At 69.0% G+C, this 22,990-nt stretch carries 21 protein-coding genes; all 21 read right to left on the reverse strand.

Annotation, left to right across the window (positions count from 1 at the left end; translation table 11 throughout):
* Positions 1–3: 3 nt before the first annotated feature.
* Positions 4–612 (reverse strand): response regulator transcription factor, encoded by a 609-nt coding sequence (locus tag ACZ6YV_RS37685; protein ID WP_465514170.1) that lies wholly within the window; start codon positions 610–612, stop codon positions 4–6.
* Positions 613–866: 254 nt separating this feature from the next.
* The gene (locus ACZ6YV_RS37690) at positions 867–1,058 is read right to left on the reverse strand and encodes a hypothetical protein (protein ID WP_364201272.1); all 192 of its coding nucleotides are present in this window, start codon (positions 1,056–1,058) and stop codon (positions 867–869) included.
* A 269-nt stretch (positions 1,059–1,327) separates the two neighbouring features.
* Positions 1,328–1,873: a carboxymuconolactone decarboxylase family protein gene (locus tag ACZ6YV_RS37695; RefSeq protein WP_465514171.1), complete on the reverse strand. Its 546-nt coding sequence runs from the start codon at positions 1,871–1,873 to the stop codon at positions 1,328–1,330.
* Positions 1,845–2,330, reverse strand: a complete 486-nt coding sequence (locus ACZ6YV_RS37700) for a DUF6187 family protein (RefSeq protein ID WP_465514172.1) — start codon at positions 2,328–2,330, stop codon at positions 1,845–1,847. Before ACZ6YV_RS37700 ends, ACZ6YV_RS37695 begins: the two co-directional genes overlap by 29 nt.
* Complete coding sequence (locus ACZ6YV_RS37705) at positions 2,323–3,642, reverse strand: FAD-dependent oxidoreductase (RefSeq protein WP_465514173.1); 1,320 nt, start codon at positions 3,640–3,642, stop codon at positions 2,323–2,325. The genes ACZ6YV_RS37700 and ACZ6YV_RS37705 overlap by 8 nt, the downstream gene beginning before the upstream one ends.
* An 8-nt stretch (positions 3,643–3,650) precedes the next feature.
* A complete protein-coding gene (locus ACZ6YV_RS37710) occupies positions 3,651–4,136 on the reverse strand; it encodes a DUF6423 family protein (RefSeq protein ID WP_020629598.1) in 486 nt (161 codons plus the stop codon).
* 276 nt (positions 4,137–4,412) lie between these two features.
* Positions 4,413–4,721, reverse strand: coding sequence for a DUF6235 family protein (locus ACZ6YV_RS37715; RefSeq protein ID WP_378237291.1), 309 nt, complete (start codon positions 4,719–4,721; stop codon positions 4,413–4,415).
* A 113-nt stretch (positions 4,722–4,834) separates the two neighbouring features.
* Positions 4,835–4,984, reverse strand: a complete 150-nt coding sequence (locus tag ACZ6YV_RS37720; RefSeq protein ID WP_465514174.1) for a hypothetical protein — start codon at positions 4,982–4,984, stop codon at positions 4,835–4,837.
* A 448-nt stretch (positions 4,985–5,432) separates the two neighbouring features.
* Positions 5,433–5,633 (reverse strand): acyl-CoA carboxylase subunit epsilon, encoded by a 201-nt coding sequence (locus tag ACZ6YV_RS37725; protein ID WP_465514175.1) that lies wholly within the window; start codon positions 5,631–5,633, stop codon positions 5,433–5,435.
* An 11-nt stretch (positions 5,634–5,644) separates the two neighbouring features.
* On the reverse strand, positions 5,645–7,186 hold the full coding sequence (locus ACZ6YV_RS37730) for an acyl-CoA carboxylase subunit beta (protein ID WP_465514198.1): 1,542 nt from the start codon (positions 7,184–7,186) through the stop codon (positions 5,645–5,647).
* A 158-nt stretch (positions 7,187–7,344) separates the two neighbouring features.
* Positions 7,345–7,512: a DUF6222 family protein gene (locus tag ACZ6YV_RS37735; protein WP_465514176.1), complete on the reverse strand. Its 168-nt coding sequence runs from the start codon at positions 7,510–7,512 to the stop codon at positions 7,345–7,347.
* Positions 7,513–7,528: 16 nt separating this feature from the next.
* Entirely contained in the window at positions 7,529–8,101 is a 573-nt protein-coding gene (locus ACZ6YV_RS37740) for a flavin reductase family protein (RefSeq protein WP_465514177.1), read from the reverse strand.
* A 1-nt stretch (position 8,102) separates the two neighbouring features.
* Positions 8,103–8,543: an acyl-CoA thioesterase gene (locus tag ACZ6YV_RS37745; protein WP_101605876.1), complete on the reverse strand. Its 441-nt coding sequence runs from the start codon at positions 8,541–8,543 to the stop codon at positions 8,103–8,105.
* 1 nt (position 8,544) lies between these two features.
* Positions 8,545–14,364, reverse strand: a complete 5,820-nt coding sequence (locus ACZ6YV_RS37750; protein WP_465514178.1) for a type I polyketide synthase — start codon at positions 14,362–14,364, stop codon at positions 8,545–8,547.
* A gap of 180 nt (positions 14,365–14,544) precedes the next feature.
* Positions 14,545–15,474 carry a carboxymuconolactone decarboxylase family protein gene (locus tag ACZ6YV_RS37755; RefSeq protein ID WP_465514179.1) on the reverse strand — a complete coding sequence of 310 codons (930 nt, stop codon included), beginning with the start codon at positions 15,472–15,474 and terminating at the stop codon, positions 14,545–14,547.
* 2 nt (positions 15,475–15,476) lie between these two features.
* Positions 15,477–17,129 carry a GMC family oxidoreductase N-terminal domain-containing protein gene (locus ACZ6YV_RS37760; protein ID WP_465514180.1) on the reverse strand — a complete coding sequence of 551 codons (1,653 nt, stop codon included), beginning with the start codon at positions 17,127–17,129 and terminating at the stop codon, positions 15,477–15,479.
* On the reverse strand, positions 17,126–17,683 hold the full coding sequence (locus ACZ6YV_RS37765; protein ID WP_465514181.1) for a DUF5987 family protein: 558 nt from the start codon (positions 17,681–17,683) through the stop codon (positions 17,126–17,128). Before ACZ6YV_RS37765 ends, ACZ6YV_RS37760 begins: the two co-directional genes overlap by 4 nt.
* 5 nt (positions 17,684–17,688) lie before the next feature.
* Positions 17,689–19,041: a cytochrome P450 gene (locus ACZ6YV_RS37770; RefSeq protein ID WP_465514182.1), complete on the reverse strand. Its 1,353-nt coding sequence runs from the start codon at positions 19,039–19,041 to the stop codon at positions 17,689–17,691.
* A complete protein-coding gene (locus ACZ6YV_RS37775) occupies positions 19,038–20,027 on the reverse strand; it encodes an enediyne biosynthesis protein (protein ID WP_465514183.1) in 990 nt (329 codons plus the stop codon). The genes ACZ6YV_RS37770 and ACZ6YV_RS37775 overlap by 4 nt, the downstream gene beginning before the upstream one ends.
* 5 nt (positions 20,028–20,032) lie before the next feature.
* On the reverse strand, positions 20,033–21,997 hold the full coding sequence (locus ACZ6YV_RS37780) for a CRTAC1 family protein (RefSeq protein ID WP_465514184.1): 1,965 nt from the start codon (positions 21,995–21,997) through the stop codon (positions 20,033–20,035).
* Positions 21,994–22,971: a DUF1702 family protein gene (locus ACZ6YV_RS37785; protein WP_465514185.1), complete on the reverse strand. Its 978-nt coding sequence runs from the start codon at positions 22,969–22,971 to the stop codon at positions 21,994–21,996. Before ACZ6YV_RS37785 ends, ACZ6YV_RS37780 begins: the two co-directional genes overlap by 4 nt.
* Positions 22,972–22,990: the final 19 nt, after the last annotated feature.

A 22,990-nucleotide genomic window follows, 5' to 3' on the forward strand; every position in this document is an offset into this window, starting at 1 on the left:
CGCTCAGATCCAGCCGGACTCTTTGGCGATGCGGATCGCGTCGACCCGGTTGCGGGCGTTGAGCTTCGAAACGATCGTGGTCAGGTAGTTGCGCACGGTTCCGGTGGAGAGAAAGGCCTTCGCCGCGACCTCCAGCGTGTCGCGGCCTTCCGCGGTCAGCCGCAGGACGTCGATCTCACGCGAGGTCAGCGGGCATTCCACGGTGTCCCAGGCGGCGAGCGCCAGATCGCCGTCGACCATCCGCCGTCCGGCCGCCACGCCACGCACGGCGTTGGCGAGTTTCTCCGCCGGGGCGTCCTTCAACAAGAACCCGTTCACTTTGGCCGCCAGGGCCCGGCGGAGGGTGCCGGGCCTGCCCAGGCTGGTCAAGATCAGGGTTCTGACCTCGGGAAGCTGCTCGTGGAGTTCGGTGGCCGCGGTGAGCCCGTCCTTGCCGGGAAGATCGATGTCGATGACCGCGACCTGGGTCCGCGAAGTCCGTGCGGCGGCGAGGATCTCGTCACCGGACGCCACTTCGGACACCACCTCGATATCCGGTTCCAGCCGCAGCAGCGCGACGAGCGCTCCCCTGACGATGTGCATGTCTTCGGCCACGAGAACCCGGATCACCATCGCGCCGCCCCTTCAACGCACACCCCCGTGGGCTCAACATAAACACGCCCGGACGGAACGCGTTCCACCGTTCGGGTGGTGAGTCGGTTTGGTCCACTTCGGAGGCGCTACGGCAAAAGGGTCACCTGGCTACGGATTCCGCAGTCGGTCGGTGACTTTCCGTCGCCATGGCCGATGGCCGACCGGGACGGGGAAGCACGAACCGCCCGTTTCCCGCGTCCGGAGAGGCGGGAAACGGGCGGCGGCGGATGCTCTCAGCTCGCCTCGGCCAGCGGCGGGGCGGTGCAACAGGCGCCGGTGAAACAGTTGAAGACCTCGCCACGCGGCTGGTTGGTCCAGTGGTCGAAGCGGTCGATCACCAGCTCGACCTGATTCCCGGCGGAATCGGTGTCGATTCCCTGGACGGCGAAGAGCGAGCGGACGTTGTCGGTCACAGCGTTCTTCATCGAGTGGCTCCCAGGCTTTTCGGTGGTTTTCCTTCGATGAGGAAATCGTGCTTCCCGAGGCCTGTTCGCGGCCAGTGCCATGCATCATCGCGGGGATGTGCTTTTCGCCTACGCCAGAAGGTTCGCCAAGCTGCTCCACTTCCCCGGTCACGACTATCGAATGGAGCAGCGGAGGCCTTTTCCGGTCACGGACCGTGTCAGAGTGAGCGCATCGGGGCAAGGTGACGGCTTGTGGTCACTTGACCGTGTTCCTCACCTGGATGGCGTAGTCACCCGGCGAGCAGGCGCGCCAGACCGGCGTACCCGCCTTCCTTCAGCCGCACGCCCGAAGTCTTCGCGTATGCGGCGTCGGCGCGGATCCCGAGTCCCTCGACCATCCGGTTCATGAAGTTGAACAAGGCACAGACGAGCACGGCGTCGTGCAGCGCGGCCTCGTCCCAGCCCGCCGCGAACACGGCTTCCGCGTCGGCGTCGGTCATCAGCGACGGCGTCCGCGTCAGCTTGCCCACGTAGGCCAGCACGGGCTTCATGCGTCCGTCCACGGGCGAGGAGTCGAGGTCGGTCAGCGCGGCGGCCAGAAGTCCTTCAGGCACACCGAAAGCCTCGGCGGTGACGGTGTGGACGCCATGGCAGTACCGGCAGTCGTTGACGCCGGAGACGTAGGCCGCGATCAGCTCCCGCTGTCCCGCGTCGAACGCCGAGGGCGCCCGCATGATCAGTTCGTGGAGGTCCAGCAGTTTCGACGCCGGCGCCGGGAACTTCTGGAAGACCTGCAGCAAGGTGGCGTCAGTCGGCAAAGACCCGAGATAGGACATCGTTGGTACCGCTCCCCTTTTCCGGCGCCCGCCCGCGTCCGGCGGACTCGGCCATGGCGTCGACGTCGTCGCGACGCAGCCAGCAGGCCGCGAGGCAGGCCACCGACGCCGGGCCCAGTCCGGTCACCGTGGCGGTGACCCGCGCGGTGGCGTGTTCCCATTCTCTGCGCAGGGAACCGGCCGTTGTCATCTCCGGACCTGCTTCGATCAGCGGGCGGACCGCGCGCCAGCGGAGGATCCCGGCTTCGACCAGCGCGTCCATGCCCAGGTCGAGCGCGTCGTGCCGGGCCTGGTCCACGGCGAGGGCGACCAGCGCGGGCTCGTCGGCGAGCCGCGCGAGCCCGACGCCGGCGAGCAGCCGTCCGGCGTCCAGGCCCATCAGGATCACCCCCGACTCGGTCGACGGCGAGTCGTCGATCGAGGGCAGCGTGAATCGGGAGTCGTAGGGCTCAGACACGGGCGACGTCCTTGGCGGCCACCCGCAGCGGGATGTCCCGGCGCAGGTTCTCGGCGACGGCGGCCGCGACCCGGGCGGTGGCGACGCGGTGGCCGTCGATGTTGCGCGCGGCCGGGCCGAGCGCCATCCCCGCGGCCGCGCCGACGGCGAAGACCCGGGGCGCGCCGACGTAGGCGAAGGTGCGTTCGTCCAGCTGAGGCCAGCCGCCGCGGTCGAGAACGGCGTCGTCGGGCATCAGGCCGTCACCGATCGACGGCGTGGTGCCGAGCGCCAGGACGGCGTGGTCCACGGAGACGCGCGAACCGTCTTCGAGGTGGAGGCCGACGCCCGGGGTCACCTTCGTGATCGCTTTGCCGCGATGCACGACCAGCCGCCCTTCGGCTTCGGCCGCTTCGAGCATCGGCCGGAACTCGAACATGATCGACGCGCGCCGGAAGCGACCCATCAGTTCGAGCCTGTCGGACCAGCTCACGCCGTCGAAGCGGGCGCGGCCTTCCGGGCGGAAGAACGACGAGTTGACGTCGGCGCATTGGTAGCGCTCGCCCGCTTCGCGCACCACCCAGTGCACTTCGCGGCCTTCGGCGAGCCCGGCGGAGATCAGATGCGCGGCGGTGAGGCCGGCCCCGACGACGGCGAGCCGCTTTCCGCCGGGGGGAACGGGTTCGTCCCAATAGCTCACGCCGCGCGGCGGATAGCCGCCGCCCCACCAGGTGTCCGGGGCGGACCGGCGCTCCTCGCCGAGGCACAGCACCGCGTGGCGCGCGGTGACGGAGAACCGGTCGGCGCGCACGGTGACCGCGTCCGACGTCGGCAGCACCTCGCGGACCGAACCGCGCCAGGTCCGTTCGGTGACGTGATGGCTCGCGGCCAGATGACGGCAGTAGGCCTCGAAGACGTCGACGGGGACGACGGAGCGGTGCCCGGCCTGCGCCATCCGGATCTCCCGGCGCTCCACCGGGGTCAGCACCGACCAGTGCAGCCGGGCGAAGTCGAGCAGTTCGCAGTCGCGGTAGCCCTCGACGCCGGGGTGGTGCTCGTACGGCGACCGCAGCACGCGCTGGCCGAGCAGGTCGACGCGGTCGAAGAACCGGCCGCAGGGGCGGCCGTCGCGATCGACGACGACGATGTCGCGGACGCCGTGGTGCCACAGCGCGGAAGCGACCGCGAGCCCGGCCGGGCCCGCGCCGACGATGACCACGTCGGCGCCGGGCGGCGGTTCGGGGGTGACGGCCGCGCGGGTGGCCGGGAGGACCGGCCACTCCCGTCCGCGCGGCGATTCGAGCAGCTGGGGTTCCGGGACGAAGGTGATCACCGGTGTACTCAGCCGATCACGGTCACCGGGACGATCAGCTCGATCACGGGACGCTGTTTCATCCCGTTGCTGATCAGTTCGTCCAGTGTCTGCTGGGACTGCTCGGCGGTGTCGGTCGCGATCGGGCTGTAGCGGGAGTACGAGTAGGTCGGCTTCCGGCCGCCCGCGTCCAGCGAGTACACCTTCAGCACGGCCTCGCCGGGCCGGACTTCACCGTCGTAGAAGGTGAGGCGGCGCTGGTCCGGCGTCATGAACGACTTCGAGAACTGACGGGAAAGCACGAGGGTCTCGGCGTCGTCGACGAAGGTCGAATCCTCGTCGGTGACGACCTGCATCGCGACCCAGGTCTTGTCGGTCAGGTTGGTCTCGGACTTGATCACCTGCCAGCGACCCGGCTCCGGCAGGTTGACGCTCACCGAGACGTCGTGCTCGGTGGTGTCGATCGCCCCGGAGATCATCAGCACCCGGCGGCGGACGTCGGCGACCCCGGCCATCTGGATGTCACGCGCGCGTACCCGCGTGGAAACGTCCAATCCCGGGAATTCAGGTGACGACATCTTTCATGCCTCCAGACCTCGATAACCGCAATTCCGAATCGGCGCTATTTCCCAATCCGCAAACACGGGAAGAATTTCACGCCGAACTGGACGGTGTCAAGATGAGAAACGCATGATCCACTGGTGCGGAAGGCTGCCGGTACAAGTCCCGCCGCTGGTCCGTTCAGCGGTATCGGGCTTGGTCTCTTCGGCCCCACCCACCCGCCCGGCAGGTCAGGAGCCGTCGGAGTCCTCAGCCCACACGGCGGCGGGCGTACCGTGCTCCAGCGCGCCGATGTAGACGATCTCGAACGAGGAATCGGACCGCCTGAGCCCGATCCGGATCACCAGATCGTGTTTCACCAGGATAATGAACTGGTGCGGATCCCGGCCGTCTCCGAAAATGTCGTAGATGAGAAAAGCGGATCCGTCGGCTACCGCGAAAAGAGCTTCGTAGATAACATTGCGTTCGGCCTGCGGGGCGTTGATCGCCCATTCTTCCAGCACCTGCAAACCCGACGTGAGCTGGAGGCGCATAGCCATCCGAAGGCCTCCTCGAGGTCTTTCCGGGTCGCGGGCGAAGTTCATTCTCTCGCGCGGGATACCCGATGGTCTTCTTTGTCCTTGCTGTCTTCGCCGGTCGCGGCTCATGTCCGCTAGTTGTAGCCGAGGACGATGTGCTCGGCCGGGAACTCGTTTTCGGCAGGCTGCCTCGGCTCCGGGACGAACGCCACCGGGTCGGCCTCGGCGAGCCCGCGCGGGTCGAAATCATCGGTCACGACCCAAATTCGCACCTGTGCCGTCATGACGTTCCTCCCGGCCTTCGATGAAGAGCTCACTTGACAACCAAGGATGGACCCGTCCGATCGGAAGCCGATCGTGGTGCGCTCGAGGGTGGCTGGAGACGCCGGTGAGCAAAAATCGAGTCGCCGGTATGGCCCTTCCGGTAGTGCTCTTGTGGTACCCGGAAAGCCAAGGAGCACGCCATGACCGAGCGCCTCGACCCGTACGAGATCTACGCCGACGACGAACTCGACGTCGACCTGCTGGGCCTGTCGTGGCCCGACCCCGCCGTCCCCGAGCAACGGGACCGGCCGTGAGCGCGGTGTGATCAGACGCCGAACTCGCGTGATCAGAGACGGAACTCGCGTGATCAGACGCCGCACACCCGAGTGCGGCGCCTGATCACGCGAGTTCCGGCTTCAATCACGCGAGTCACGTCCCTGATCACGTGAGTGACGCCTTCGAACGGCGTCAGCGCAGGGTCGAGGTGCGCCAGGTCGCGGCGGCGAGCGGCGACCACGCAGGCCGCGCGGGCGCGGCGGGCGGGGGCGCGGCGGACGCGGACGCGGCGAGCGCGGTGAAGACGGCGACGAGCGCCGCGAGTTCGGCGTCTTCCGGGTCCCCCCGCAGGACCCGGAAGACCGGCGCACTGTCCTTTCCGGACGGTGACATGGTTCCCCCGTTCAGATCGGGTGGTTGCCGTGCTTGCGCTGGGGCGCCGCCTTTCGCTTGTCCTGCAGCATGTCCAGCGCCCTGGCGACGGCTGAGCGGGTGTCGGCAGGGTCGATGATGTCGTCGATCAGCCCGCGCTCGGCCGAGTACTGGGGGTTCATGAACTCCTCGGTGTACTCGGCGACCAGGTGCGCGCGCAGCGCGTCCGGGTCCGATGCGGCGGCGAGGTCCTTGCGGAACAGCACGTTGACCGCGCCCTCGGCACCCATCACGGCGATCTGGTTGGTCGGCCACGCCAGCGACAGGTCGGTCCCGATGGATCGCGAGTCCATCACGATGTACGCGCCGCCGTAGGCCTTGCGCAGGATGACCTGGATCCGCGGCACGGTCGCCTCGCAGTAGGCGTGCAGCAGCTGCGCGCCGTGCCGGATGATCCCGGAGTGCTCCTGCTCGACCCCCGGCAGGAAGCCGGGGACGTCCACCAGGGTCACCAGCGGGATGCTGAACGCGTCGCAGAACCGCACGAACCGCGCCGCCTTCTGCGAGGCGGGGCCGTCGAGCACGCCGGCGAACACCATCGGCTGGTTGCCGACCAGGCCGACCACGCGCCCGTCGACCCGGGCGAGCGCGCACAGCACGTTCTGCGCCCAGCGTTCGTGCAGCTCGAAGAACTCGCCGTCGTCGGTCAGCTCCGCGAAGACGTCCCGCATGTCGTACGGCTTGTTCGGTTCCACGGGGACGAGTTCCGCGAACCGGGGCCGTCGGTCCTTGCCCGCGTCCTGCGACGGCTCGCGCGGCGCGGGCTCCAGGTAGTTCGACGGCAGCAGCGACACCAGGTAGCGGACGTCGGCGAGGCAGCTCTCCTCGTCGTCGTGCACCACGGTCGCCACGCCGGACGACGCTCCGTGCACGTCCGCGCCGCCCAGTTCGTCGTGGCTGACGCGTTCCCCGGTCACGGTCTCGACGACGTCCGGCCCGGTCAGGTACATGCGGGCGGTGTCGCGCACCATGAAGACGAAGTCCGCGAGCGCGGGCGAATACGCCGCCCCGCCCGCGCACGGCCCCAGCACCACGCTGATCTGCGGGATGACGCCGGACGCCTCGACCTGGCGGCGGAAGATACCGCCGTAGCCGTTGAGCGCCATGACCCCTTCCTGGATCCGCGCTCCCCCGCTGTCGTTGAGCCCGATCAGCGGTGACCCGGTGGCGACGGCCAGGTCCATCACCTTGTGGATCTTCGCCGCGTGCGCCTCGCCGAGCGAACCACCGAAGACGGTGAAGTCCTGCGCGTAGACGAACACGCGTCGTCCGTCGATGGTGCCCGAGCCGGCGACGACACCGTCGGTGTACGGCCGGTTCTCCGCCAGCCCGAGCCCGCTCGCCTGATGCCGCCGGTACAGCTCGACCTCGGTGAAGGAATCGGGGTCCAGCAACAGATCCAGCCGTTCGCGCGCGGTGTGCTTGCCGAGCGAGTGCTGCCGCCGGACGCCGTCGAGCCGTCCGTCGACGATGTGCTCGCGCAGTTCGTCGCGCTGGGTGCGCAGCAACGGCATCGTCGGCTCCGGCGGGTGCACCGGTTCGGCGCCGCGGGCGAGCGGGATCACCTGCCCGTCGGTCGCCCTCGGGATCCGGGGGCGCCGCAGCCGGTCTTCCGGCAGCGGCACCACCTCGGAGTCCTCCGTGCGCTGGGCGCCCGGATCGCCCTGCAGGGTCACGCCGCCTCCTTGAGGCGGGTCTCGCGCTCGAGCTCGTCGAGTTCGATCTCGCGCACGATGTCGCGCCAGCACACCCCCCGCCCGAGCCGGGGCATCGTGGTGACCACCGGCGGCCGCTCGGACGAGAGCTCCGGAGCGGGCGTGGCGGATTCGTTGATGGTCATGACAGTTCCTCTCCCGTTAGGCCGATGCCCGTACCCGGCCGTCGATCTGGTGATAGCCACCGCTGTAGAAGACCAGCGACTCCTGCGCGGTACCGCGGCTGGAGGCGACCACCCGGCCGAGGAAGATCGAGTGGTCACCGCCTTCGTGGACCTCGGCCAGCTCGCATTCCAGCCACGCCAGCGCGCCGTCGAGCAGCGGGGCGCCGGTCTGCGGCCCCGCCGTCCAGTCCACGGAGTCGAACTGCGCGAGCCCGGCCGGGCGGCGCCAGTCCGCGAAGTACTTCGCGAGGTCCTTCTGATCCGACGCCAGCACCGTGACCGCGTACGAGCCCGCCGTCACGATCGCCTCGTGCATCCGGGCCGCGCGGGAAACGCAGCACAGCACCATCGGCGGTTCCAGTGACACGGAGGTGACGGCGTTGGCGGTCATCCCGTGGGCCCGTTCGCCCCCGGCGGTCAGCACGGTGACCCCGGTGGCGAACTGGCCCATCACCTCCCGCAACCCGGCCTGCGCGGACAACCGGCGCCGCGAGGCGGGTGTCGGCAGGCGTTTCAGCACCGGCCGCGAAGGCTCGTCCACCGTGCCCACGTCATTCCCCCTTGCCGTTGACCGTGTACGGGGCCAGCGCCTCACGCAGCTGTTCGGGCACCCTGCTGGGTACCGTCGCCGTGTTCGGGCCGCGCATGCACGCGATCCGCTGCCGCCCGCGGGCCACCAGCCGCTCGCCCTCGTCGGTCAGGTGGACGTAGTCGAAGGTGAACTGGATCTGGGTCTGGGTCAGCTCTTCCAGCCGCAGCCGGATGGACAGCTCGTCGAACGCGGTGATCTCCGCGTAGAACTCGCAGTCGACCTTGAGCGTGAACAGCTTGAGGTCGTGACGGACCTCTTCGAGCACCGCGGGTGCCTTGTCCTTCAGGAACATCTCGCGGCACCGGCCCTGCCAGCGCACGTAGTTCACGTAGTAGACGTTGCCCACCAGGTTGGTCTCTTCGAACCCGACCGTATGGAGGATCTCGTAATAGTCGGCCATGTCAGTTCTCCTCTCCCTGGAGCACCGCGAAGACGACGGGATCGGTCCGGTCGTTGACGGTCGTCACCCAGGTGGCGATGCGGGCACTGCCGTGGGAAAGCACCGCCCAGCCGTCCGGGTCGACCCGGTGCACGGTGAGCGCCTGTGTCATGTCGCCGGTCTTGCGCACGCATTCCAGCGCGCTCCAGACCCGGGTGTGCGCGACGGAAAGCGGCTCGCGGGCGTCCGCGGCGAGCAGTTCGCCCACCGAGAGCAGATCCTCGCCGAGCAAGCCCGCCCAGTCCTCCGCTGTCCGTTCGATCGCCGTCTCGACGTCACACGCGATCCGGCCGGTGCCGGCGATCGCCAGGGTGAGGTCGGCGCTGTGCGACGCGCTCACCTCGACGCCGTCGGCTTCCGGTTTCCCGTCCGGGCGGTAGCGGATCTCGAGCGGGGTGTCGACGGCGCGGCCGGCGGCCAAGGCCGTCTGTGCCCGCCTTTCCGTTGTGGTTTCGACGGAAACGCCCACCGGGTCCGGTTCGACGACGATCGCACGGGACGAGCCGAGCAGCCGTTCGATCGAACGCTCCAAATAGGACCCGAGCATCGACGGGACCCACGGCCCTTCGCCGTCGCGTTTGCGCACCGCGCGCAGCTTCAGCCCTTCCCACCGCTCGACGAGCTTCCCGTCCGGGTTGCGGACGTCGAGGTCGTAGAGGTAGCTGTCGCCGTCCTGCGAACGCTCGCGGGCGTCGAGGAGCACGTACTCCGGGTCCTGCTCACCGGGCTCGGCCAGGTACAGCCGCTCGATCCCTTGCGGCAGCAGGGTCGCGTCCGGGACGCAGCACTGGATCGCGTGCATCATCGCGTCGCGGGTGCCCGGGTCGGCCAGGAGCTGCTCCTGCGGGAGGAACGGCGCGAACCAGTCGACCTTCGCGCCGGTCGCGATCTCCGCGACCGCGTGCCGCGCACTCGCCCGCCGGTAGCCGGTGACCCGCTGGAACCGCTTGCCCTGGAAGAGAACCGTGCCGTACAGCTCGGTCGTCGGGTCGACCGGGACCGGCGGCAGCGCGACGTCGCGGACGACCGTCTCGCCGAGCGGATCCGGCCGGGAGAACGTCAGCCGGGCCCGGAAGTGATCCGCGCTGAACCCGGTCTCGCCGCTGCGCAGCACCACGTCCACCGTTTCGGCGTCCCTGGCCAGCGCGGCGAGCCGGATCGTGGTCGATCCGCCCGGCGAGACGATGATCGGGCGCAGGAACTCGACGTCGGAGAACACCGGGGCCGGCAGGCTTTCCAAGGCCAGCGCGGCCTTGGCGACCTGGGTCATCGCCTCCATCCCGATCACCGCCGGGAACAGCAGCTGACCGTCGAGCAGGTGGTCGGCCAGGTACGGGTCGCTGCCCGCGGAGAGGTCGGCCTCGGTGATCAGCTCGACACCCGGGTAGTGCACGACGGCGCGGTCCACGAAGCGGGTCAGCGGCAGTTCGCGCTTCTCCACCGGCAGGGTGGCCAGCCCCGCGGTACGGCCGCAGACGACCAGTACCGACGGGGCGGCCGGATCGCCGACGACCTGGCGGAGGATCTCGATGCCCTCCTCGGTCGGGATGGGGGTGATGCCGTCGCGCATCAAAGCGCTGACGACACCGAGCTTTTCGCCCATCCCGGTCCCGGACCAGACCGACCATTCCAGCGCGATCGCCCGTGCCTGTGGGTGTTCGCGGCCGAAGCGCACGGTCAGTTCGGTCATCCAGTCGTTGGCCGTGGCGTAGTGCGCCTCACCGCGCAGGCCCGCCCGTCCGATGATGCTGCCGAAGGTGACCAGCAGCTTGATCTTGTCCTTGTCGACGGCGTCGAGGACGGCGTTGAGGCCGCCGATCTTCGGCGCCAGGGTCTTGCGGAAGGTCTCCTCGGTCAGGGAGAACAGCGCGGCGGGCTCGTTGCGCCCCGCGCCGTGCAGTACCGCGGTGACCGGGCCGAACTCGGCCTGGATCCGGCCGATCGCGTCGGCCACCTGCTGAGCGGCGGTGACGTCGGCGCGCTCGTAGCGGTAGGTGATGCCCGCCGCCGCCATGCGCCCGAGGTTCTCCGACAGTTCGGCGTCGTCGGCCGGGTCGCTCCGGCCCAGCAGCGCCAGTTTCGCGCCGGAGTCCTTGGCCAGCGCCAAAGCGCTCTCCGCGGTGATGCCCTTGCCGCCACCGGTGACGAGCAGGACGTCGTCCGTGCCCAGCGGGGTCCCTTCGGCCTCGGACGGCTTCAGTGCGCCGAGCTTCGGCACCGTGCGGACACCGGCGGTGTCGTAGCGGACTTCGCTGAAGTCGTTCGTCGCCGCGACTTCGGTGACCACAGTGGACACCGCCGCGCCGACCGCCTCGGGGTCGACAGGGTTGATGTCGGCGAGGTCGACGATCGTGGTGCGGGCCGACGGGTCCTCCAGCCGCAGCGTCTTCGCCAGGCCGGAAGCGCCGAGTCCGTGCTGCACCACGACGAACCGCGTGCCGTTGGGCGCGGCCAGCACCGCGCGGCCCGCGTCCAGGAACAGTCCGACATCGCTCGCGTCGCTGTCCTCGTTCAGGCACAGGAGGACACCGTCGCCGACACCCGCTCCTGCCAGCGCCGCGCGCAGCGGCTCCGCCAGCGGATGGCCGTCCGGGGCGAACGCCGTCCAGTCTGCGGTGGAGATGCCCGTCGTGAGGTCGGGCGCCGGCTTCGGCGCGACGACGTACTCGACCGCGAAGGGCCGGACCCACGGTCCGACACCGGCGACCTCGGCCTGGTTGCTGTCGGCGGGTTTGGCGGTCTGGGCGAGTTCGTCGATCATCTCGGCGAGTTCACCGAGACAGACGGTCGCGAAGTTCGGCATGCCCTCCAGTGCCGGGCGGCCGAGCGCACGGGTCACGTCGTTGACCAGCTGGCCGACGGTGATCGACGAAAGGTGCAGGTCGTCGAGCGGATGCGTGTCGGCGGTGACCGCTTCGAGCGGCAGTTCGACCCGCTCGGAAGCCAGCTTGCGCAGCAGGTCGAGCGTGCTGCTGCCCCCGTTTTCCGAAGCTTCACCGGCGGTGGCCTCGGCAGGTTCGGCGACGCGCTCACGAGCCAGTTCCGCGCCGATGGACGGCGCGGCCTCACACGGGCTGGCGAGGAAGTTGAAGACACCATCGACCGGAAGGGTCCGGACGACGCGGCCGGTGAAGAGCGCGGAGGTCTCCAGCGGGGCGCCGAACGCGAACGCGGCACCGGCGACCTTCAGCACCGCGGCCAGCGTCGGGCTGTCGGTGTCGATCGCGAGTACCGGCGTGCCGGGCGCGATCTCGCCGAACAGCCCGGTGAGCACCCGGCCGGGGCCGACCTCGATCACCAGGTCGCTGCGCTCGGCGACCTTCGCGGCCGCCTCACGGAAGCGCACCGGCAGGACCACCTGGTCGCGCAGCAGGTCACGCAGGTCCTCGGCGGCGTGCAGGACGTCACCGGTCACCGTGGACACGACCGGCCTGTCGAGCCGGGCGAAGCCGAACGCGGCCAGTTCCTCGGTCATCGCCTCGGCGGCCGGGACGACCGCGGGCGAGTGGAAGGCGTGCGAGACGTTGATGCGGGTGGCGGTGAAGCCCTCCGCGCGGGCACGGGCGATGACCCGCTCGATCGCTGTCGCGGGTCCGGAAAGGACGGTCTGCTCGGGCGCGTTGTAGCCCGCGATGACTACCTCTTCGCCCTCGGCGAGCCGTTCGGCGACGCCCGGGGTGGCGGCGATCCCCGCCATGGCACCGTTTCCGTCGCTCGCGGTCGCCATCACCTTGCCGCGGATCTTGGCGAGCTTGAGGACTTCGCGTTCGGTGAGCGCGCCGCCCCAGTGCAGTGCGGTCAGCTCGCCGAGGCTGTGCCCGGCGGCCGTGTTCGCCTCGATGCCAAGGCTCTTGAGGACGCGGAGCCCGGCGAGCGATCCGGTGACGATGCGCGGCTGCGCGACGTCGGTGGCGACCTGGTCGGCGCCGGTGGACAGGCCCGCGGCGCGGTAGATGTCGTCCGCGTGGGCGAAGCGTTTGCGCACCGCGCCGACCGTGCCCTGCCCGGAACCCTGACCGGGGAACAGGAATCCGATCTTCGGGTCCTTCGAGCGGGAGCTGGCGAAGATGCCCTCGCTGGCGGAGAAGACCTCCGGCTCCCCCTCACCGAGGAGGTCGAGGAGTTTCGAGAGCTTGCGCTCGGCGTCCTCCGGGTTGCTCGCGACGATCGCCGCGCGGACCGGTTTTCCGGACAGTTCCGCGGAAAGCGTGCCGGCGAGGTCCGCGAGCTCCGCGAACGAAAGCTTCGGCACGACCTCCAGCAGCCCGGTCACCTGACCGCGCAGCGACGCGGCGTCATCGGCGTCGAGCAGCAGCAGTTCGCTGTCCTGCCGTCCGGCGACCAAAGACCGGGTCTTCTCGTCGAGCTCCTTGCGCCGCGCCGCACCCGGCGCTTCGGTGACGGTGACGTGCGAGTTGATGCCGCCGAAGCCCATCGCGGAGACGCCAGCGCGGACAGGGTGGTCCGTGGGCCACAGCCCGGCCTCGGCCGGGACGTACATCCGCGCCGAGTCGCCGACCAGCGACTCGTGCGGTTCGAAGTGGCCGGTCGCGGGCGGGATGACCTGGTGGTACACGGCGAGGGTGGCCTTGATCAGCCCGGCGACCCCGGCCGCGGCCTTGGTGTGGCCGATGTTGCCCTTGATCGTGCTCAGCGCGGCACGGTCGGCGAGCGGGTCGGCGTCGCGGCGGGCGGTGGAGAGCGCCTCGATCTCGGTGGCGTCGCCCAGCGCGGTCCCGGTGCCGTGACCCTCGAAGTAGGAAACGGTCTCGACGCCGTAGCCCGCCTTGTCGTAGGCCCGCTTGAGCGCGAGGCGGTGACCCGACGCCTCGGGCCGCGTGATGCCGCCCTTGCCGTCGGAGGAGACACCCCAGCCGCCGATGGAGGCGTAGATCCGCTTGCCCTGCGCGATCGCGTCGTCCTCGCGCATCAGCACGAGCATGCCGGAACCCTCGCCGGGCCAGAAACCGTTGGAATCGGCGTCGTAGACCTTCATCTCACGCTTGGCGAGCGCGCCGGTCTTGGCGAAGCCGATCACTTCGAACGGGTCGATCGACAAGTCGACACCGCCCGCGACGGCGACGTCGAGGTCACCTTCGGAAAGCGCGTTCGCCGCGGTGACCACGGAAAGCAGCGACGACGAGCAGGCACCGTCCACAGTGAACCCGCCGCCGCCGAAGTCGAAGAAGTTGCAGACACGGCCGGCGATCGTGTTCGCCAGCCCGCCCGCGAGCGAGTCCTCGTCGATCTCCGGGAACGGCGCCTTGTACTGCGCTTCGAGATCGTGGAGGAACTCGGCGGTGTCGCCCTCGGCCCAGCCGCGCTCGGCGAGCGCGGCCGCGACAGTGCGGCGCACGTACGGCCAGCGCAGCCGCATGATGTTGGCACGCGAGAACTCGCCGGTGAGGCTGTTGCCGATGACCACACCCGTGGCGGGACGGGGCAGCCCGTCACCCTCGGGGAAACCCGCGTCCGCCAAGGCCTGCGCGGCGACGTCGAGGGCGAGCCAGTGCGTGGTGTCGGTCGAGCGGAAGGTACTGCCCGCGACCTTGTACTTGATCCGGTCGAACTCGTAGTCGCGGAGCACCGCGGCCTTCTGGGCGTAGAAACGGTCCGCGGCCTTCGGGTCGGGCGAGTAGTAGTCCTCGCGGTTCATCCGCTCGTCGGGCAGTCTCCGAAACGCCCGACGGCCGGCGAGGACGTTCTCCCACAGTTCATCCGGGGAACCGGCGTCCGGGTATCGGAGACCGATACCGACAATCGAAATCCGCTCAACGCTCATGCCACCGCACTCCCCTAGCTCTCAACCACTCAAGTCATGGAATCCGGTTCCGGCGCCCGGCTCTGTCTCCAGGAGCTCGGGCGACCGTCCGCATCTGCAGTCCGGTCAAGCATGACCCTGAGCAGGACTGGCAGTCTTCTCTCATGTTGTTGAAGGCCGACCGGAACCGCATTCAGAGGACTAATTGCGGACCGGGGTCAGCTCGACGCAGCGCGTGGCGGCGGTGAAAGCCGCCCAGCCCACCAGTTCGACCAGTTCCCGATCGTCCAACCCGGCCGCGGCGACCAAGGCGTCGTCGACCTGATAGGGCGCCTTCGCCACCACGAGAGCCAGCCGGGTCACGGGATCGTCGAAGGCGTCCACCCAGGACCGGCTGACCCCGGGCGGCATACCGTCCCAAGTGGACAGTTCCCGGGCCACGACATCCCGCACGGTCGAAGAAACCGCCAGCGAGCCGAACGTCGCGGAAGCACGCGAGAAGGCGTCCTCGACGAACGGATTCCCCGCCGCCCAGGAGAAGTCCCGCGAGCCGGCGGGCAAGAACTCCAGCGAGTCGCCCGGCGGAGCATCGATCACCGGCCGCAGGAACCGCCCCAGCACCGCTTTCGCCTTCGCCCGTGCGGAATCCGGCACGGACGCGGGCAGCGGCGACGGCCCGAGGAACACGCTCACCACCCGGTTCAGGTAGTGGAACGCGAACGCCACGGCCGTCAGTTCGGCACGGGCGACCACCGACAAGGAGTCCGACGAGCGCGGGTCTTCGGAAGCCTCCAAAGAACGCCCGAGCGAGTCGAGCGCCATCCCGTGGACCTCGACGCAGTAGGGACACGAATTCGCTTGCGACACCAGGGAAGCGACGACTTCCCGGTCCGCCCGGCTCGTCTCCCCCACCGCCACCAGCGATTCCCGCAGCATCACCCAGCTCGCCGCGAGCACCGCCGGTGACGGCGAATGCAGCGCCACCGGCGGTGCCAACATCCCGAAGTCCCGTTCCAGCTGACGGTAGACGTCACGCACGAGCCCGGACGCCCGGCCGAACGGAACCGGCCGGACGTACCGGACTTCGCGCAACACCCGCCGCAGTGCGAGCCGCACCAGCTTGGGCGCCATGATCAGCTCCCGGCCACCAGCGACAGCTTGCTGACCGCCCGCCGCCCGGTGATGGAACCGTCCGGCGCCGGAGCACCGTAGGAGACGTCGACGCCGCGCGCCTGCAGCGCCCGCACGATCCCCGGCACCGACCGTTCGGCCAGCGCCGCGATCGTCATCGCCGGGTTCACCGTCAGCGCGCCCGGCACGGAAGCGCTGTCGGTCACGAAGATCCCGGGGTGGTTACGGAGTTCGTGGTTCGGGTGCAGCGCCGAGGTCTCCGGGTCGTCACCGATCCGGCACGACGCCAGCGGGTGCACGGTGTACGCGCCGACGACGTCGTTGGTCCACGGCGCGACCTTCGCCAGGCCGTCCTTCTCCAGGATCTCCTTGCACTCCGCGTCGGCCAGCGACCAGCCGTGCAGGGTGTTCGGCGTCGGGTCGTACTTCAGCGGGCCGCGGCCGAGCATCTGCTGCGAGATGCGGTACGCGTTGCCGGTGGGCGGCGGCGCGCCGAAGACGCCCTCGTTGTCGTCCTCCGTCATCAGGAAGATGGTCAGCCAGGAGGCCCACTTCTTGAGGATCTCCTTCTTCTGCGCCCCGAACCACCTGGGTTCGTCACCGTCCGGCACCTGGGCGAGGATCGTGCCGAGGCCCGGCGGGAAGTACAGCTGCTCCAGCGAGTACCGCTCGTACTCCGGCAGCGAACCGTCGAGCTTGTCCCAGTTCGCCACGGTCGGGCCCTTGCCGATGTGGTTGGCCTCGTAGACCTTCCCGTCCTCACGGGACAGCCCGAGCACCTCGCGGACCCGCTCCTCGTTGATGATCGCGGTGTTGAGCCGCTCACCGTTGCCCGAGAAGTACCGGCCGACCGCGTGCGGCATGGTGCCCAGCGCCGACTCCGAACGCTGCAGGATCACCGGGGTCGCCCCGGCGCCGGCGGCGATGATGACGACCTTCGCGTCGATGGTCCCGCTGCCGGACTGCACCCGGTAGTCCGAGTCGTCGACGACGTTGAAGTGCACGCGGTAGTCGCCGTCTTCGATGCGCTCGATCCGCTGGACCTCGTGCAGCGGCCGGATCCGCGCGCCGTGCGCGAGCGCGGCGGGCAGGTAGTTGGTGAGCAGCGAGCGTTTCGCGTCGAACCGGCAGCCCGCCATCATGAAGTTGCAGTTCACGCACCGGTCGTTGTCCACCGCGACCGGCGCCGGGTTGGCCGTCCGGCCCGAGTGGTTGCAGAAGGCCGCCCACAGCCCGCCCGCGTACGAGACGTCGTTCCAGTCCTGTTTGGACACCGGAAGCGAGTCCGACACCCGGTCGTACCAAGGTTCCAGCGAGTCCCGGGTGATCGTCGAAGGCCACATGCGACGGCCGATGCTGCCGTGGCGCTCGAAGACGAACTTCGGCGCGCGCGGCATCGCGGCGAAGTACACCACGCTGCCGCCGCCGACACAGTTGCCGCCCAGCACGCTCATGCCGTCACCGACGACGAAGTCGAACGCCCTGGTGTAGGACGAGCCGAGCAGGTAGTCGTGCTCGAACTCCTTGGCCTCCAGCCACGGCCCGCGTTCCAGCACGGTGACCTTCGCGCCGCCCGCCGCCAGGTGGTAGGCGGGGATGGACCCGCCGAACCCGCTGCCGACGATGACGACGTCGGTCTTGTCGTAGGCAGTCATGCGGGGCTCCCGGAAGGCGTGGTGTCAGGGTGTACTTGCGCCAGCTCGCGGCGGTAGGAGAACTTCGGGAACCGCCACAGACCGTCCTCGTCCGGCGCGGTGTACCCCATCGCCAGCAGGCCGGGGTGGCCTTCGGCGATGGCTTCGGCGGTGTGCTTGTGCGCCGCGCTGTCGAAGGACATGTTGCAGAACAACGCGAGGCTGACCCAGCCGTCCTTCTCCGGGTGCCCGGGCGCGGTCAGCTGCCGCACCAGCGCCGTCCTGTCCGCAAAGGACAGTGCGACGAACGGAGGCAGCGCCTCGTCCAGCGTGAGGTCCTGTTCCTTGGCGTAGACCTTCGCGTGATCGTTGAGGGACTGCGCCAGATACGGCAGCCCGACGGTCACCCCGGTCGCCTCGGTGTGCAGCAGTTCGAGCGCACCCGCCACGACCGCACCCGGCCCCGGCGAGGCTCCGGCGATCGCGTGGTCGTCGGGGAACCGCTTCTCCCCCGGCAAGATCGTGTCCGCGTAGGCCTCCAAAGTGGACACCTTGACCTGTTCGTCCGAATCCACGGAACCTACCTCCTGCTCCTGGTGTGCACGGTCATCGGCAGCCCGCCGCGGACCCGCAGCGACAGCATCGCCTCGGGAACCACGTCGTAGCCCGGAAGCTTCCTGAGTTCGAGGTCACGCAGGACCATCGTCAGCACGAAAACGGCCTCCATCACGCCGAGGCTGTTGCCGATGCAGAACCGCGGCCCGGCGCCGAACGGGATGTAGGCGTACCGGGGCCGCCCGCTCGGCCGATCCGGATCGAACCGGTCCGGGTCGAACTTCTCCGGCTCCGGCCAGAACGCCGGATGCCGGTGCAGTGTGTAGGGCACGACGACGACGTCGGAGCCGGCGGGGACGTGGTAGCCGCCGATCTCGTCGTCGGCCTGCGCCACCCGCGGCAGTAGCCACACCGGCGGGTACAGCCGCATGACCTCTTCGACGACCCGCGCCGTGTACGGCAACCGGTGCAGATCCTCGTGCGTGGGCAGCTGGTCACCGAGGGCCTCGTCCGCCTCGGCACGCAGTTTCGCCGCGACGTCGGGATGTTCGTCGAGCAGGTGGAACGCCCAGCCCAGCGTGCTCGCCGTCGTCTCGTGCCCGGCCAGCAGCAGGGTGATCAGCTCGTCCCGCATCTGCTCGCGGGTCCCGTCGGTGGCGATGAGGCGCGAAAGCATGTCCTCGCCGTTCTCCACCGGGTTCGCCAGCCGCTGCTCGACGAGTTCTTCGGCGATGCGGCGGAGGTCGGCCCGCGACTCACGGAACCGCCTTTGCTTCTTCAGCGGCGCCCACTCCGGGACCATGCTCAGCGTCACCGCTTCGAACATCGCCTGGTCCTGCACGGCTTCGAACGAGTGCCCCAGCGAGGTGAACCCGCCGAGATCCGCGTCGAGCAGGGTCTTGCCGAGCACGCCGAGGGTCAGCCCGGTCATCTCGTGCAGGATCTCGACCGGCCCCTCGGTGTCCCGCAGGCGTTTCACGAGACCTTCGACCTCGTTCGCGACGACCGAGGCCTGCCGCGCGATCCGCTTGGGCTGGAACACCGGCTGGATGGTCCGGCGCTGCTTCTTCCAGACGTCACCGTCGCTGGTGAGCAGCCCGTCGCCGAGCGCCCGTCTGGCCTCCTGGAGGCCGATTCCCTTGTGGTAGTTGGCCGCGTTGTCCGCGAGCACGTGTTTCGCCAGCTCGGGGTGGTTCACCAGGTACATCGTCTTCGGACCGATCGCGATCCGGACGACGTCCCCGTGCGCCTCCGCCGAATCCGACATGAGCGCCAGCCGGTCGGTGAAAAGCTTCTTCAACAGACCGAAAGTCGCTCGGCGCGGCGGCCCGGGGGGCGCGAGACGCGCCCCCCGGGTGGTTTCCGCACCGGTGGTCATGCCGCCACGGCCCCGGTTTCTTCGGCTTCCGGCTTCTCGGCCGGCTTCGGCAGGGTCGTGACCTCGGCCGACTTCGCCTGCTCGGCCTCCCACTTCTCTCCTGCCTTCTTGGAGAAGTGCAGGCCCCACAGGAACATGCCGCGGATGAGGCAGACCAGCGCGGTGGCCAGGAACAGGCCGTAGGCGACGTGCACGACCATGAAGAACCCGTACGCCAGCGCCACTCCCGAACCGAACAGGACCTGCGACGCGGGCTTCGACGGGGTCGTGCCCGGGTCGGTGACCATGTAGTTCGTGTAGAGCACGAACGCCACGCCGGTCATCATCCCGAGCGCGCCCGGGATCGCGGTGTCGAACACCAGACCTCGGATGATCGCCTGCAGCGCGAAGGTGATGAGCCACGCGCCGATCAGCCACATCCGCTGGGTCAGCATCGCGTTGAGCACGGTGCCCGAGATCATGATGATGCCGACGATCAGCCAGCCGACCCACGAGTCGACCTGCTCGGTGAAGTGATACGGCGGCGCGATGCTCGCCCACGGGAACACCAGCAGGATGATCGTGATGCCGAAGTTCGACGGGTTCATGTAGTGGCGGAGCCGTCCGCGCACCGGGGCTTGGAGGACCCACTTGGCGCCGACGGCGACCACGACGCCGAACATCATGACCAGCACCTGGTCGTTGACGTAGGTCAGCATGTTGAGCGCGAGACCGGTGATGTGCGCGGGGAGCAGGAACTCGAACAGTCCCTTGAACCCGTTGCCGCGGAACCGGACGTCGCGGCCCTGCACGCGGGCCCCGATGATCTCCAGCAGGATTTCGGTGGTGTACGCCGTCGCGAGCGCGATGAACGGATAGGTGTAGGGCTGCTCGAAACCGAGCACGGTGTAGCCGATGATGTTGAAGATGGTGATCGAGATCGCGAACCGGCGCAGCGCCGTGATCGTCTTGTTGCTCTTCGGTGCGGTGAGTGTCTGCTCAGCCATGACGGTCACTTCTCCTTAGCCTGAGCGCCGAGCTGGAACGTGTGGTTGCCCGGGGTCAGCTGGACTTCCTGCGTGCGGATCTGCCCGGTCAGGTCGCGCCACTGCAAGCACACCTTCACCGGTCCGGTGACCTTGCCGAGCCCGATCTGGATCTCGTGGCTGCGCTTGCCGGAGTGGCCGCTGCCGCCGTCGACGCGGTCCATGTACTTCTTGCCGTCGGGGGTGATGACGGTGACCTGCGCGCCGATCGCCGCGGTGCCGGCCGCCTTGAGCGGACCGTCGGCCGAAGCCTTGTCGTGCACCAGCTTCAGGTTCAGGTACGAACCGGAGTCGGGGCTGACGTTGTGGTAGAAGATCGGCTGCTCCCACTGACGGGCCACGGCGAAGTCGAGCTTGCCGTCACCGTCGGCGTCACCGGTGGCGATACCGCGGGTGGGCACCGGGACGGCGAGACCGAGGCGCGGGGCCAGGTCGGTGTAGCGGCCGTCGGAACCCTTGGCCCAGAAGTGCAGGGTGTGGTCGCCACCGACGTCGTCACCGGCCCGCATGTTCGGCCAGAAGTACGGGTGCTTCAGCAGTTCGTCGTTCGACGTCGCCAGTTCCTGCAGCTGCGGCCAGCGGTTGACGTCGCCCTTGACGAAGCCGGTCGCCTGCGTGATCACCGATTCGCCGCTGTTGTTGTAGTCGGCGATCTTCACGTCCCAGCCCCAGCCGGACCAAGCGGTGCCGGCCTGGGCGCTGCGGTCCACCCACGGCGCCTCGCCGCCCTGCAGACGGCCACGCAGATCCGCGGTGTCCTTGGCGGTGTTCATGAACTGGAAGTGGCTTTCCTCGATACCCCAAGACGTCGTGATGTTGCTGACGTACAGGTCGTAGAGACCGTCGTGGTCGAGGTCGGCGAAGTCGACGCCCATGCCCTTGAAGGAGTCGTTGCCGACCACCTTCGACTTCGGCTCGTTGGCCCCGCGGATCCCCTTCACCTCGGCGAACTCGACCTTGCCGGGGCGGGACTTGTTGTACAGCAGGCGGTCGTGCCCGAAGTCGTTGCCGATGTAGAGCTCCGGCAGGTTGTCGCCGTCGACGTCGGTGGCGCTGGCCGCGAGCGACCAGCCGCCCCGGGCGTCGGCCGGGATGGCCTGGTCGTCACAGACGAACGTGGCCGTCGGCTTCGCGCCCTGGGTGGCGCCGGTGAACCGGAAGATGTACTTGCCACCGGCGTTGTCCGCGTGCGACATCGACTTGTTCATCTCGACCCCGCCGTTCACGCGGTCGTCCAGCACCGCGCTGTCGGGGAAGTAGTTGCCGATGAAGATGTCCTGGTGTCCGTCGCCGTCGAAGTCACCGACCGAGGCGGCGTTGGTGTTCCACAGCGCACCGGCGTACTCGCCGTTCTTGGAGTTGTTGCCCGGCACCAGTTCCACCGGCTCGTAGGCTGACGGCTCCAGCTTGGTCGCGCCCGGCTTCGAGAGGAACAGGATCGGGGTACGGCCCCAGTAGTAGGCCAGCAGGTCGACCCGGCCGTCCTCGTTGTAGTCGGCGGGCACACAGCCCATGGGCGCGATGTACTTGCCCATCGGCAGCGGCGCCGCGTCGAGCGCGAACGGCTTGTACCGGTCGCCGCCCTTGCCCGGCGTCGGGGTGACCACCAGCTGGTCGCTGCGCGGATCGACGAAGCACAGGTCGTTCGCGAGCTTGTCGCCGTCGAGGTCATTGACCGCGATCGCGGCACCGACCGAGGAGATCCAGGCACGGATGTGCTCGTACTCCTTGTTCACCGTGCGGATCGACTGGCTCTTGGCCGCTTCCGGCAAGGCGATCGTCAGGGGTTCGAACGCGTACTTCGAGGCCATGGTGTCCGCCTCGGCGGTCGAGACCGTGGGCAGCTGCGCCACCACGAAAAGTCCCGCCATCAGCAACAGCGCCACGATGCCCGCAAGCTGCTTGCGGAGCCAGCCCAAGGTCGCGGTCATTTACCTGCACCTCCAGAAGTGAGTACCTCGGCGGCGATGCGCTGTCGCCAGGTTTCGAAATGCGGGAGTTCGCCGTCGACCACCACGGCCGGGCGGACCTCCTGGGTGATGGCCGCGGCGCGCTCGGCCGGCAGCCCGCAGATCGCCTGCGTGGCGACCTCGGTCTCGGGGATCAGCAACCCGGCGCGAACGCGGGCTTCGGCGGCGAAAGCACTGCCCTGCGCCAGGTTTCCCCGGTGCTCACCGGCGAACTCGGCCAGCTTCAGCAGTTCGTCGGAAGTGACACCGCACGCGTAGGTCGAGGCGAGCCCGATCCCGGCGTAGAGGTCACCGTGGCGCCGCTCGGGGAATCTCGCGACCGTGTCGGTGACGAGATCGACGTCGGTGCCGCAGATGAACCACAGCGCCCGGCCGATGCCCTGGTCGATCGCCCGCAACGAGTAGCCGTTGTTGCCCGCGGGCCAGTTGAAGTTCGGATCCTGGAACTGGCCGTCGACGTACTTCGCCGTCTTGAAATAGGCCTGGTGGAACCCGTACCCGTCGAGCACCAGCCAGCGCAGCAACGGGTCGAAGTCCTCGGCGGACGGCCAGCGGAAGCGCGGCAGCCGCGCCATCGCCCAGCCGACGCCGACGTAGATGATGTAGTCGTGTTTCTCGCCGGGACCGGCGAGGAAGTCCGCGATGTGCCCGCGACCCCCACCGGGCAGGCCGTCCAGCATTCCGTAACCCATTCCCGCGCCTTCATAGGCGAAGCCGCGGTATTTCACCGGAATACGTTCCAGCCATTCTTCCGCCTGGTCGACGGAACGTGCTTCGACCGCGTGCGCGTAGCCGAGCAGGAATTTCTCACCGACGGTCTCCAGCAATTCTTGAGCGGCTGGGCTCTTCTTGTGGAAACCGCGCTTGTCCAGCGACGTCTCGGAGACATCCGGTGTGATCATGCGGCGTCTGAACGTGCGCCAACCATTGCCCAACGCACTCTCCCCCTAACGG

The organism is Amycolatopsis sp. NPDC102522, from assembly GCF_055584485.1.

Coding starts and splice junctions, on each gene's coding strand:
- ACZ6YV_RS37685 (WP_465514170.1), bottom strand. CDS start 612: ATGGTGATCCGGGTTCTCGTGGCCGAAGACATGCACATCGTCAGGGGA.
- ACZ6YV_RS37690 (WP_364201272.1), bottom strand. CDS start 1,058: ATGAAGAACGCTGTGACCGACAACGTCCGCTCGCTCTTCGCCGTCCAG.
- ACZ6YV_RS37695 (WP_465514171.1), bottom strand. CDS start 1,873: ATGTCCTATCTCGGGTCTTTGCCGACTGACGCCACCTTGCTGCAGGTC.
- ACZ6YV_RS37710 (WP_020629598.1), bottom strand. CDS start 4,136: ATGGCCGGGGTCGCCGACGTCCGCCGCCGGGTGCTGATGATCTCCGGG.
- ACZ6YV_RS37715 (WP_378237291.1), bottom strand. CDS start 4,721: ATGGCTATGCGCCTCCAGCTCACGTCGGGTTTGCAGGTGCTGGAAGAA.
- ACZ6YV_RS37720 (WP_465514174.1), bottom strand. CDS start 4,984: ATGACGGCACAGGTGCGAATTTGGGTCGTGACCGATGATTTCGACCCG.
- ACZ6YV_RS37725 (WP_465514175.1), bottom strand. CDS start 5,633: ATGTCACCGTCCGGAAAGGACAGTGCGCCGGTCTTCCGGGTCCTGCGG.
- ACZ6YV_RS37730 (WP_465514198.1), bottom strand. CDS start 7,186: ATGCCGTTGCTGCGCACCCAGCGCGACGAACTGCGCGAGCACATCGTC.
- ACZ6YV_RS37735 (WP_465514176.1), bottom strand. CDS start 7,512: ATGACCATCAACGAATCCGCCACGCCCGCTCCGGAGCTCTCGTCCGAG.
- ACZ6YV_RS37745 (WP_101605876.1), bottom strand. CDS start 8,543: ATGGCCGACTATTACGAGATCCTCCATACGGTCGGGTTCGAAGAGACC.
- ACZ6YV_RS37750 (WP_465514178.1), bottom strand. CDS start 14,364: ATGAGCGTTGAGCGGATTTCGATTGTCGGTATCGGTCTCCGATACCCG.
- ACZ6YV_RS37755 (WP_465514179.1), bottom strand. CDS start 15,474: ATGGCGCCCAAGCTGGTGCGGCTCGCACTGCGGCGGGTGTTGCGCGAA.
- ACZ6YV_RS37760 (WP_465514180.1), bottom strand. CDS start 17,129: ATGACTGCCTACGACAAGACCGACGTCGTCATCGTCGGCAGCGGGTTC.
- ACZ6YV_RS37770 (WP_465514182.1), bottom strand. CDS start 19,041: ATGACCACCGGTGCGGAAACCACCCGGGGGGCGCGTCTCGCGCCCCCC.
- ACZ6YV_RS37775 (WP_465514183.1), bottom strand. CDS start 20,027: ATGGCTGAGCAGACACTCACCGCACCGAAGAGCAACAAGACGATCACG.
- ACZ6YV_RS37780 (WP_465514184.1), bottom strand. CDS start 21,997: ATGACCGCGACCTTGGGCTGGCTCCGCAAGCAGCTTGCGGGCATCGTG.